The sequence below is a fragment of the Arsukibacterium indicum genome, assembly GCF_019100565.1.
In the GTDB taxonomy this organism is placed as follows: Bacteria; Pseudomonadota; Gammaproteobacteria; order Enterobacterales; family Alteromonadaceae; genus Alishewanella; species Alishewanella indicum.
On record NZ_JAHRID010000005.1, the window covers coordinates 282,753 to 295,059 of the forward strand.

Annotated in this window: 10 protein-coding genes; 2 read left to right on the top strand and 8 right to left on the bottom strand. The window is 50.0% G+C overall.

All coding sequences use genetic code 11. The annotated features are described in order from the left end of the window. Positions 1 to 58 precede the first annotated feature (58 nt). The 3 genes from KQY15_RS12570 to htpX all read right to left on the bottom strand — a co-directional run bounded on the left by KQY15_RS12570 (position 59) and on the right by htpX (position 5,683). Positions 59 to 3,376, bottom strand: a complete 3,318-nt coding sequence (locus KQY15_RS12570) for a S41 family peptidase (RefSeq protein ID WP_254795683.1) — start codon at positions 3,374 to 3,376, stop codon at positions 59 to 61. Positions 3,377 to 3,515: 139 nt separating this feature from the next. Then, a complete protein-coding gene (locus tag KQY15_RS12575) occupies positions 3,516 to 4,595 on the bottom strand; it encodes a pyridoxal-phosphate-dependent aminotransferase family protein (RefSeq protein ID WP_217669779.1) in 1,080 nt (359 codons plus the stop codon). 227 nt (positions 4,596 to 4,822) lie between these two features. Beyond that, entirely contained in the window at positions 4,823 to 5,683 is an 861-nt protein-coding gene (htpX, locus tag KQY15_RS12580) for a protease HtpX (RefSeq protein ID WP_217669670.1), read from the bottom strand. Positions 5,684 to 5,850: 167 nt separating this feature from the next. Between htpX and pepE the strand changes: the two genes are divergently transcribed. Continuing rightward, positions 5,851 to 6,603: a dipeptidase PepE gene (pepE, locus tag KQY15_RS12585; RefSeq protein ID WP_217669672.1), complete on the top strand. Its 753-nt coding sequence runs from the start codon at positions 5,851 to 5,853 to the stop codon at positions 6,601 to 6,603. A gap of 123 nt (positions 6,604 to 6,726) precedes the next feature. Here the strand turns inward: pepE and bioD are convergent, their stop codons facing one another. From bioD to bioB, 4 genes are read right to left on the bottom strand one after another with little or no spacing between them, the layout of a single operon-like run. Continuing rightward, positions 6,727 to 7,419: a dethiobiotin synthase gene (bioD, locus tag KQY15_RS12590; protein WP_217669674.1), complete on the bottom strand. Its 693-nt coding sequence runs from the start codon at positions 7,417 to 7,419 to the stop codon at positions 6,727 to 6,729. Beyond that, entirely contained in the window at positions 7,409 to 8,236 is an 828-nt protein-coding gene (locus tag KQY15_RS12595) for a methyltransferase domain-containing protein (protein ID WP_217669676.1), read from the bottom strand. Before KQY15_RS12595 ends, bioD begins: the two co-directional genes overlap by 11 nt. Then, positions 8,236 to 9,396: an 8-amino-7-oxononanoate synthase gene (gene bioF, locus KQY15_RS12600; protein WP_217669678.1), complete on the bottom strand. Its 1,161-nt coding sequence runs from the start codon at positions 9,394 to 9,396 to the stop codon at positions 8,236 to 8,238. The genes KQY15_RS12595 and bioF overlap by 1 nt, the downstream gene beginning before the upstream one ends. Before the next feature lie 17 nt (positions 9,397 to 9,413). Next, on the bottom strand, positions 9,414 to 10,466 hold the full coding sequence (bioB, locus tag KQY15_RS12605; protein ID WP_217669680.1) for a biotin synthase BioB: 1,053 nt from the start codon (positions 10,464 to 10,466) through the stop codon (positions 9,414 to 9,416). Between the two features lie 114 nt (positions 10,467 to 10,580). Between bioB and bioA the strand changes: the two genes are divergently transcribed. Beyond that, a complete protein-coding gene (bioA, locus tag KQY15_RS12610; protein WP_217669682.1) occupies positions 10,581 to 11,858 on the top strand; it encodes an adenosylmethionine--8-amino-7-oxononanoate transaminase in 1,278 nt (425 codons plus the stop codon). A gap of 9 nt (positions 11,859 to 11,867) precedes the next feature. Here bioA and KQY15_RS12615 read toward each other — a convergent pair whose 3' ends face one another. Beyond that, positions 11,868 to 12,251: a hypothetical protein gene (locus tag KQY15_RS12615; protein WP_217669684.1), complete on the bottom strand. Its 384-nt coding sequence runs from the start codon at positions 12,249 to 12,251 to the stop codon at positions 11,868 to 11,870. Positions 12,252 to 12,307 lie beyond the last annotated feature (56 nt).

Consider the following 12,307-nt stretch of genomic DNA (forward strand, 5'->3'; position numbering starts at 1 on the left):
TGTTTACAGTCTCAAGATAGCTGTTATCGTCAAATATTGGCAGCCTTTTCTGCAGAAATTAATTGCGGCCTGGCAAAATATCTTCAGCCACGGCCGGGCTTAAAGGTGCTGCCACCGCCGGCTTTACCGGCTGCTCTGTTAATTGACGAAGCAGATAACTAATGCCGGCCTCCAACTGACTGTCAGCGCCATTAAAACTGGCATACGGCAAGTTAGATACTTCTATATCCGGCGTTACACCGTAGCCCTCAATGATATAACGGCCATCCATAGCAAATTGTGGCGTTTCAGCTACTCTGGCAAGGCCTTTATCTGCTAACTGATTACGGCCAGACAACCAGACCCCTGCACCCGCGGTGCGGTTACCAATAAGAGGCCCAAGGCCAAGAGCTTTTACACCCGCGGCAAAGGTTTCACCATCAGAATAGGTTAACGGATCAGTCAGCACCACTAAATGCCCGCGAAACGCCTGTTGCATGTTGGTGTAGGGTGCACCATGGGTTGGTTGCCAGAATGACCAGGCTCGGCGTAATAATTTCTCGATAATCCAGCTATCAATGTTACCGCCGCGATTACGTCTTACATCAATAATAAGTCCATCACGCTGATACTGGGCGTAAAACTCCCGGGCAAAGCTGGCAATATCATTGCCACCCATCGCGTAGAGGTGCAAATAGCCGACACGGCCATCACTGGCCCCCATCACCCGCTGCTGATTCTGATGCACCCAATCCCGATACCTGAGCATGGCTTCTTGCTGCGCAGCTACTGGCTGCACTATGGTCTGTAGCAGTTGATTGTTACGACGCAGGGTTAACAGCACCTGCTTACCGGCCTGGTTGCGCAACTGATTTGTCAGCTCAGCCAGATTACTGACTTCTTTGCCATTGATAGCGACAATAACATCGTTAACTGAAGCATTTACCCCGGCTTTAGCCAGCGGAGAAGCCTGCGCCGGTAGCTCTTTATCTGACTGATATATATGGTTTATTTTTACACCCTGACCAGTACTGCTTAAACTGGCGCCTAAACTGGCTGCGGCAGGTTTAGCGCTGTCGCTCTGATACTCACCACCGCGAACCTGTGAGTGCAGCGCATTAAGCTCACCCATCATTTGCGCCAGCACGTCGTCCAGCTCATGCCGGTCAGTTACCCTGGCAAGCAGCGGTTGATATTTATCCCGACTGGCCGGCCAGTCTAAACCACGCATATTTTTGTCGAATAAAAAGTCGCGGTGCATTAACCAGGCATCACGAAACATCTGCGCCCATTCTTGTTGCGGTTGTATCCGCAATTGCCAGGCAGCACTGTTAACTTTCGCCAGACTAAGGTCGGTTGGCATTTTTTCGCCGGCGTTCACAATTAACATGTCGCCCGTGCTATTACTCCCTGCCGCATCGGCAGCCTGTTTGCGAATAAACAGTTTGTCGCCGCTAGCCCCTAATTGATAATCCGCCACATCTGCACTAAAAGTGGTGATTTTAGCGCCCTCTGCCGCGAATTTTGCCTGTTTAAGCTCAGCGCTGCGACTGCCCGCCCGGCGACTCATCACATATAATCGCTCTTTACTAAGTTTAAGATTACTGTAGTTGTCAGCTGGTAGCGGAACCGGCCACAAACGGTCTGCTAAGCTTTGCCAATCAACTAAACTGGCATCTTTACCCTCTCGTGCAGCTTTAGCCGCAGTGTCGTCACAAATATTCAGTTCCTGTGGCGGTGCAAATGCAAAACAGGCTTGTTGCTTTAAACTTACGGCATAAATTTCACTGCGTTTATCAAACATCGGGCCCAGGTTGCGGTCGCCCCACGGGCTGGATGGTGTTGCCGTAAACTGGCGGTCAGACAAAAAATACAGCCATAAACCGTCAGCACTGAATGCTGGCGAATACGATTGATACTTATCGCTGGTTAAAACTTCTGACCTGCCGTCAGCTAAACTATGCAGTACGACCTGACTGCGTGGCCGTTGTTGATGATTAAAGGTAAGCGCCAGTAGGTTGCTGTCTGGCGACCAGACTACGTCCTGATAAGGAGAGTGACCGTAGCCGGACTGATAAATTCGTTTATTGCTGTTTTTTTCCAGATCCAGCAGCCATAAATCGCCATTTTTGTCATCATGAGCCAGGTATCGGCCATTGGGCGACAAATACAGACCCCAACGAAACGTGCTACCGTCCTTAGTCAGCTGCCTGGCGTCAGCTGAGCCATCCCGGGCGTAGCGCCAAATCTCGTTTTCACCGCTGGTATCGTTAATCGCATATACCCATTTGCCATCCGGGCTGCTAATGGCGTTGCGGGAACGACTGCCTGCGGCCGTGTGGATCTGAGTTAAACGCTTAACGCCAGTGCTGGCAACCGCTATCTGGCTGCGCGCTGTTAACACGACATGATGCTGGCTTTCGTTAAAACCGGCATGGGTCAGATAGTCCAGCGGTTGATTAATAAAACGCTCACGTTGCTGAACAAAGTCCGAACTTAGCGCAATATCTAAGCGCTGGCTCTGGTTACTGTCTAAATCAAGCTGGTGAAGATCTGCCGCCAGCTGATAAATGATCTGGCCCTGATTAAGTCGGGCCTGACCTATCCGCCAGGCTGTATGGCGGGTATGTTGCTGCAGATCACTGCCATCAGCGGCCATTGACCAGATATTACTATTGCCATCCGCATCGCTGATAAAATAGACTCGGCCCTGCCAGAACATCGGCTGACTGATTGAACCGCCATGCCCGGCACTAAGCAACACAGCTTCGTCAGTTGAACCGGCTTGCCAGCGCCATAGCTGACCAATAGCACCACCACGATAAACTTTGCTGTTATCTCCGGTCAGCTGCAAACCAAAACGACTGAAGAACACATTATTTGTCGCCGGATCAATCACGCCGTTGGCCGCATCAGCCAGCGGCAGTGTTTCAGTTTGCAACGTTACCGGATCCAGTAGTTTCAGGACCCAGTAATTTGCCGGCCCGACATCACTGTCTGTCGCGTATAAAATCCGGCCATCAGCCAGCCATTGCTGAAGACGCACCCGGCTGTTTTCAAAGCTTATCCGTTTTGCCAGTCCACCGCTAAGTGGCATCAGGTATATTTCATCTACCCCATCATAATTGGCAACAAAAGCCAGTTGTCGGCCATCTTCCGATATCAGCGGCTGAGTTTCCAATTCGGGATGGCTGGTTAAGCGCCGTGCCTGAGCCTCACCGGCAGTCTGTTGCCAGATATCACCCTCGGCGGTAAACAACACATTATTACTATGCAATACCGGAAAACGGTAATAGCCCTGATTAGCAGCAGCATTAACGCCAGCCAGCGCAGACAGCAGCAACATTGCAACGGATAGGCGTTTTATGAAATGGGTAGTGACAGAAACCGGGATCATTGAAGCCTCATTATCTTATTATCAACGCTCAGTAAGATAAATGAAACTAGCAGAAGCGGCTGACGGCTACCAGCAATAAAACGACCAGCAGCCTGCCAGCAGCGCCTGTTGAACAGCTTTTAGCATGCCATTGGCTTTGTTAGCTCAGGTGCAGACTAAGCGCCTGCAGGCAAAGTGCAATATTTTCGCGCCGGGCACCATAGCCCATTAAACCTATACGCCAGGTTTTGCCGGCCATCTCGCCAAGACCTGCACCAAGCTCCAGGTTATAATGCTCAAGCAGCGTGCTGCGTAGCGCCGCATCATCCACTCCTTGCGGTATATAAACGTGGTTTAATTGAGGCAGGCGGTAAGGCTGCGCAACCACAAATCTAAGACCAAGTTTTGTCAGGCCATCTGCCAGTAATTGGTGCATAGCTCGATGACGCTGCCACGCCTGCTCCAGCCCTTCCGCCGCCAGTAACCGTAAAGCTTCATGTAAAGCATATAAACTGTTGACCGGTGCAGTGTGATGATAACTGCGCTTGCCCTGGCCACTCCAGTAGCCCATTACCAGACTTTGATCTAAAAACCAGCTTTGCACCGGACTTTTGCGCTGTTTAATTTTCGCAACTGCCCGTTCTGAAAACGATACCGGTGATAAACCCGGCACACAGGACAGACATTTCTGGCTACCAGAGTATATGGCATCAATGCCCCACTCATCTACTCTGAGCTCCACCCCGCCTAACGACGTAACAGCATCGACTATCGAAATGCAGTCGTGCTGCCGGGCCAAAGCACAAAGCGTTTTGGCGTCACTTAGTGCACCAGTAGAGGTTTCAGCATGCACAAAAGCGACAAAACGCGCATCAGGATGCTGCTGCAGCACCAGTTCTAACTGCTCTGGGCTTACCGGCTCACCCCAGGCGTTATCAACACATACAGCTACACCACCACAACGCTCAACATTCTGGCGCATCCGTTCCCCAAACACACCATTGCGACAAACAATCACTTTTTCGCCGGGTTCAACCAGATTAACAAAGCAGGTTTCCATGCCGGCGCTACCCGGTGCTGATACCGCGATGGTCATCGGGTTTTCGGTTTGAAAAGCGTATTGCAGTAATTTTTTCAGTTCATCCATCATACCAATAAAAAGCGGATCCAGATGGCCGACCGTTGGTCTTGCCTGCGCTGCCAGTACTTGCGGATAAACGTCAGACGGACCGGGACCCATCAGGATCCGTCGTGGTGGATTAAAAGCAGCGAATTTCGGGGCTGATAACATGGTTACTCCGGTAAAATAGTAAACAGACGGTCTACCTTAACAAAAAATCTGCAGCTTGCCCTGTCAGCCTGATTAATAGCGGCTATTCAGCAGCGTAATAGGCAGGTACTTGGTAGTTTATTGAGATGACGGGTTTATGCAATCGCAAAAAAAGCCCCGTAAACGGGGCCTTATCATTAAAATTCCCTACGGCTACGCAGGGCCTCAATCCGCTTTTCCAGCGGCGGGTGGGTTAATAACAGCTCCGACTTTGGTTTTTTACCGGCAATACCAAATGCCATCAAACTGCCTTCCAGCCTGCTTTCATGGTTATGCTTCAGTCGTTCCAGCGCCGCCACCATTTTATCCGGCCCCTCTAAGCGCGCGGCACCGGCGTCAGCACGGTATTCACGCTGGCGTGAGAACCACATAACAATAATGCTGGCCAGAAAACCAAAGACAATTTCCAGCACAATAACAATACCGTAGTAGGCAAAAGTTCCCATTTGCTGGTTATTATTACGAATAGCACCGGCAATTAAGCGGGCAAAGAAAATAACAAAGGTATTGACCACACCCTGGATCAGCGTCAGGGTTACCATATCGCCGTTAGCAACATGAGACACTTCGTGAGCCAGTACCGCCTCAACTTCTTCCTGTTTCATATTACGCAACAAACCAGTGCTAACTGCAACCAGAGCATCATTTCGGTTCATGCCGGTGGCAAACGCATTCATTTCCGGCGAATCATATACCGCCACTTCCGGCATACCAATGCCGGCTTTTTTCGCCTGGCGCTCAACGGTACGTAGCAGCCATTGCTCAGTGGCATTGCGCGGCTGGGTAATCACTACGGCACCGGTGGAGCGTTTCGCCATCCATTTCGACAACGCTAACGAGATAAAAGACCCACCAAAACCGAATATGGCTGCAAATACCAATAAGCCGCCGATACTGCTGTGGTCTATCCCTAAAAAGCTGAAAACGATATTCAGTACAATACTCAGTACTACAATAACTGCCAGGTTGGTTGCCAGGAACAGCAAGACTCTTTTCATATACCCTTACCTCAGTGACTTAACTGCCTTTAATATATGGGCTGCTAACTGAATTTCAAATTAAGTGACGTGCTGTTTTAACGGGAAATATGTAAGAAAACATGTCCCGCTGCACGCTTTTCGCTACAATACCAACAATAGACAACAGCTTAAAATCAAAGGTTCTTATGCAATTATTATTACTAAGCAGCTCACGGGCCCATAACAGCGACTATCTGGCACCTTATATGGACTGGCTTAGCGGCCATTTGTCTGGCATCGACGAGTTGTTATTTATTCCTTATGCCGGTGTTACCGTTAGCTATAATGATTATCTTCAGCAAGTAGCCAGCGCTTTAACGCCGTTATCAGTTAAAGTTAAGGGTTTACATCAGTGCCAGAGCCCACAAAAAGCCATCGCAGATGCTCAGGCTATAGCCGTAGGTGGCGGTAATACTTTTCAGCTACTTCATAAGTTATATCAACAGGATATCGTCCACCTAATTGAGCAACGCGTAACCAGCGGCGTGCCTTATATTGGCTGGAGCGCCGGTTCCAATATCGCCGGTGCTACTATTCGAACCACCAACGATATGCCAATTGTAGAACCGGCTTCATTTAATGCCTTAAATCTGTTGCCATTACAGCTAAACCCGCATTACAGCGACTATAAGCCGGAAGGTTTTCATGGTGAAACCCGGGATATGCGCTTAGCTGAATTTATGCAGTTAAACCCACAAACGCCGATTATTGCCCTGCCTGAAGGTACCGCTCTTAAATGCAATGGTGATGAACTAACATTGCTGGGTAAAGATGGTGGCTACCTGTTTAAAGGCGGTGCAAAAACAGCCATTGCAGAAAACAGCGATTTATCTCATTTTTTAGATAACAGCCCGCCTACATTAAAACGAAGGGGAATAAACTACACTGAAAAATCTTAGTTAATCGGGGTGAAAGGTTGGACTGATTAAACCTGGCTGATAAAACGAAGGTTGGAATACAGGCTCAGTCGCCACAGAGTGTCTGAGTGAACGCGTCAGCGGTAGCGAGTTGCTGTGGCAAGCTTAGCCTGTGTTGCAACCTGAAGTCCTCAACAAATTCCTGGCTAAATTCAGACCTAACTGCGTTTGCTCTTCAGGGTTGTATGGTACTACGCCTAAACACGGCGCTGTAATTCGTTGCTGAAGATCAGCAATATTCTGCTCTGCTAACGCCATATCAGGGTCAACACAATTGGCTACCCAGCCCACCAGCTGACAACCACTACGGGCAATTTCCCGCACCGTCAGCATGGCATGGTTCAGACAGCCCAGTTTCATGCCCACAATTAATATTACCGGCAACTGCTGTTTCGCTACCCAATCGGCCAGATAACGCTGCTCGCTAATAGGCAACAACCAGCCACCGGCGCCTTCAACTAACAGTTGTTGCACCGGTAACTGCTGCCAGCTGGCCAACGCCTGATCCAGTGTCGCCTCGCTGATTGGCAACTTCTCGTTAACCGCCGCCAGATGCGGTGCTACCGGTGCCTGATAACAAATGGGATTAACAACGCTATACGGTAACGCGATACCGGAATGGTGCTGCAGCAGTAACGCGTCACTATTTTTTTTCTGCTCGTCAGCACCTGCTGCTATTGGCTTTACGCCAGCCGCGGCGATATTAAGCGCCCTAAAGCCCTGCAGTATTAAACCGCTGATAAAGGTTTTACCGGCATCAGTATCAGTCGCAGTAATAAAGTAACAATCAGCGGGCATCTTTGGTTCCTGAAATAACTAACACCTGATAACTTGCCGGTAAGCCCAGGCCAGTTCGATGTATCTCATAAGCGGCGGCCAGTTTTTGCCAATAGCCTTTACCGGTTAATCCTGAGTGACTGCGGCCGGCTACCTGATTCGCACCAATGGCTTTTAACTCACGCGCTAAACTTTGTACATCAGGGTAATACAACGGATAACTGCGTAAGTCGAACTGCCAGTTAACCGCTGGAGTGGCTTTCGCCTGGTCAATAAGCGCTGCTTCAGGTAAAAATAACTGGGTATGCGGCTTTTGATCTAACGTCGCAAACGCCTGTTGCAGTTCCTGTAAAGTGCCCTGCACCAGTGTGGTCACAACCATTTTGCCGCCGGGTGCCAGCACTCTGGCAAATTCGCTGAGCACAGCACCTGGCGTTGGGCACCACTGCAACATTAGACTTGAAAATACTTTAGCAAAGTGTTCGCCCGGTAATGGCAATACTGCCGCATCTGCCTGAATATACTCACTGGCCAGTTGTTGATACCTGGCTTTATTGAGCATACCCTCACTAAGGTCAACAGCAGTGAACGCAGTACAATAGTGTTTGAATTCAGGGTGGATCCAACCCGGCCCGCAGCCTGCGTCCAGTAAGCGGCCTGTTCCGTCTGCAGCAAGTAACGCCAGCGCATCCCTGGCCACCTGTTGTTGCAATCTCGCTGCCGCCAGATAGCTATCACTGGCTTTGCCAAAACTAGCCGCCACCTGTTGTAAAAAATCTGCCTGATGCAGCTTTGGCTGTTCGCTGAGTGTTGGTAGCACTGTTGATGAAACTGCCATCAGACTGCCTGCCTTAAATGCTGTACCAGCATGCTGATATCCTGCTCAGTATGCTGGCTGCTCAGGGTTATTCTTAATCGCGCGCTACCTGCAGGCACTGTTGGCGGCCGGATGGCACTTAGCCAAATCCCGGTTTGCTTGAGTTGCGCACTGGCAGCCAATGCCCTCTCGCTGCTACCCAGCACCACGCCCTGAATTGGTGTCGTAGAGACCAGCAGTGGTAAATCCGCAGCTAACTGGCGGAACAGCGCAATATTTTGCTGTAGTTTGTCCCGCCGCCATTGCTGGCCGCGACAAAGCGCAATACTTTTTAATACCGCGGCACACAGTGCCGGTGATAAAGCGGTGCTGTAAATATAATGGCGGGCAAATTGCTCCAGATAATCAATCACGGTTTTGCTGGCTGCAACAAAGGCACCACCCACACCAAGCGCTTTACCAAAATTTGCCATCTGACAAAACAATTCAACGCCAGCCACACCCTGAGCCGCAGCGGTACCGCGCCCTTCCGGACCCAGTACTCCCAGGCCATGCGCATCATCCAGTAGCAGTGGCGCATCATATTGCTTACATAAGCTCAGTATCGCCGTTAAATCGGGGCTATCGCCATCCATACTGAACACGCCCTCGGTTACCACCATAGCGTGCTGCGAGGCTGGCGTTTGTTGCAACAATTGCCCAAGTGCAGTCAAATCATTATGAGCAAAACGCTTAAAACCTGCCTGGCTATGCATTGCTGCATCAATCAGCGAGGCATGGCTGAGTTTATCCAGCAGTAAAACGTCACTCTTTTCTGCCAGAGTTAGCAGCATTGCCTGATTGGCCGCAAATCCTGATGAAAATAGTAAGGCCCGCTCCTGGCCAAGCCACTCGCACAGGGTATCTGTTAACTGCTGATGCACTTTATGCTGACCGGTTACCAGAGGCGAGCCACTGCTGCCGGCACCATATTCTGTCGCGCCTGCGGCATAAGCCTGCAATACTTCGGGATCCTGTGCCAGCCCAAGGTAATCATTGCCGGAAAAATTCAGATACTGTTTGCCACCAGCCGTAATTAAGCGGCCATGATAACGCTCTACAGTAACAGGTTGGCGTAACAACTGCCTGGCAGCACGCTCATTGAGGGCCTGCTGCAACCTGGCCAGTCTGGTTAGCGCCATATTACTGCGCCGCCTTTTTATTGCGCGGCATAGTAAAGCGGTGGATTAGCCTGTTCGTTCAGGGCATCAGCCAACGCCAGCTCGTGCGCCTCATCTGATACATCAGCCCGTTGCTCTGGTTTAATGCCAAGCTTGGCAAACAACTGCATATCAGCATTGGCTTCTGGATTGTCGGTGGTCAGTAATTTATCACCGTAAAAAATCGAATTTGCGCCGGCAAAGAAACATAACGCCTGCATTTGCTCATTCATGCGCGAACGCCCTGCCGACAACCGAACATGACTTTGCGGCAGCATAATGCGCGCGACAGCAATGGTACGGATAAACTCAAATCCGTCTAAATCGTCAACGTTTTCAAGCGGCGTGCCCTGTACTTTAACCAGCATATTAATAGGCACACTTTGCGGATGCTCTGGCAGGTTGGCCAGTTGCATCAACAGTGCCGAGCGGTCATTCGCACTTTCGCCCATGCCAACAATACCGCCACAACATACTTTCATACCGGCGTCGCGCACGTGGCTGAGGGTATCTAAGCGGTCCTGATAAGTCCGGGTGGTAATAATTTCACCGTAAAACTCCGGTGAGGTATCCAGATTATGGTTGTAATAATCCAGGCCTGCCTGCGCCAGAGTTTGCGCCTGACTGTTATCAAGCATACCCAGGGTCATACAGGTTTCCAGCCCCAGCTGTTTAACGCCTTTTACCATTTCAATGATATAAGGCATATCCCGTTGTTTCGGGTTGCTCCAGGCGGCGCCCATACAAAAGCGACTGGCCCCCTGCGCTTTTGCTGCTGCGGCCTGGGTTAGTACTTTTTCAACTTCCAGCAGCCGCTCGCGCTCCAGGCCGGTATTATAATGGCCACTTTGCGGGCAATATTTACAGTCTTCGGCACAGGCGCCGGTTTTGATTGATAGCAAGGTACTTATTTGCACCTCATTAGGCTTGAAAAACTGACGATGGATTGTTTGTGCCTGAAACAGTAAATCATTAAAAGGTAATGCGTATAAGGCATTAACTTCGGCCAGGGTCCAGTTATGACGAACCTGAGAAGTGGCAGCAGCTTGCATAAGTTGTATCCATTGTTGTTATGCGGTTTTTCGGCTAGTCTAACCGGCGGCTGCAACTTGTCAACGCTGACCACAGCTAAAACTTTACCACTGGTTATTTTATGAGCATTAATTATGGCCATTAACTTAGAATTTGATCGAAACCACATCTGGCATCCCTACACTTCAATGCTAAATCCGCTGCCAGTGTATCCGGTAAGCCGGGCTGAAGGTTGCGAGTTAATACTGGAAAATGGCCAGCGTTTAATTGACGGTACCTCATCGTGGTGGGCAGCTGCCCATGGCTATAATCATCCGCGATTAAATGCCGCCATCACTGAACAATTAGAAAAGATGGCGCATGTCATGTTTGGTGGCATCACCCATCAGCCTGCGGTAAGCCTGTGCCAGCAATTGATCGAATTAACACCAAAGCCGTTAACCAAAGTGTTTCTGGCAGACAGTGGTTCAGTTGCAGTTGAAGTGGCGATAAAAATGGCGCTGCAATACTGGCTGGCCAGCGACAAGCCACAGAAAACCAGACTTATTAGCCTGCGCAAAGGCTATCACGGTGATACCTTCGCCGCCATGGCAGTGTGTGATCCGGTCGACGGCATGCACGATATGTTTGCCGGCATCTTAAACCAGCACTATTTTCTGCCTGCACCTGCCAGTGCTTTTAATACCGAATTTAACCCGGCAGATCTGGCCCCGCTGGCTGAATTACTGCAACAACAGCACCAACAGATTGCCGCCCTTATTCTGGAACCAATAGTTCAGGGTTATGGCGGCATGCGCTTTTATCACCCTGAATATTTGCGCCAGGCCCGCACCTTATGTGATCAGTACAACGTGCTGCTGATTGCTGATGAAATTGCCACTGGTTTTGGCCGTACTGGTAAGTTATTTGCCTGTGAGCATTCCGGCATTACCCCGGATATTATGTGCCTGGGTAAAGCATTAAGTGGTGGTTACATTACCTTAGCCGCCACGTTGTGCACCGATGAAGTAGCTCGTGGAATAAGCCAAAGCGCTGCTGGCGGTTTAATGCATGGCCCTACTTTTATGGCTAACCCGCTGGCCTGTGCCGTGGCTAACGCCAGCGTTGACCTGATCCGGCAGCATAACTGGCCGGCGCAGGTGGCAGCCATTGAGCAGCAACTTAAACAGGAACTGGCGCCATGTCAGACCTTACCGGCGGTTAAAGATGTCAGGGTGCTGGGCGCCATTGGTGTGCTGGAAATGCGGCAAAGAGTTGATGTAGCGCGCTTACAACAGCAATTTGTTGAACTGGGTGTCTGGATCCGGCCGTTTAATCACCTTATATATATAATGCCGCCTTTTATTATCAGCAAGTCACAGCTTAGCCGCCTTACTGCAGCCATGTATAAAGTAGCAGCAGCAAGCAGCTAGCATTAGCTATTACCGTAAAATATAGAACAACATGCCGCTGGCACTTAGCAGCAATAAAATAATATTAAAATGTAAATGATCGCTGCGCCGCTTCAGGCGCAATCGGTTTAGCAGCAAACTAACAGCACTGACAATGACACAGCCCCACAGTAAATACACCAACCAGAAGGTTAAGCGGGGACGCCAGTAGTCACGGATATCCAGCCCCAGGTAGCGCACTAAGCCTGAATCCATTTCCGGCCGGGCATAGTGGCTGACAATTAATGCTGCAAAAAACAACAACCAGGCGGCAATAGCCAGATACTTAAATGCCCGGCATAGTAAGTCGGGCCCTTCCCTGCGTTCGAAATCCGGTCCGCGCTTGTCGGGCACTGCCTTATTATATGCTGACATTTTTGGCTTCCTTCCAACTTTTACTTGTTTTCAGCTTCTGGCAAAGTATGATTACA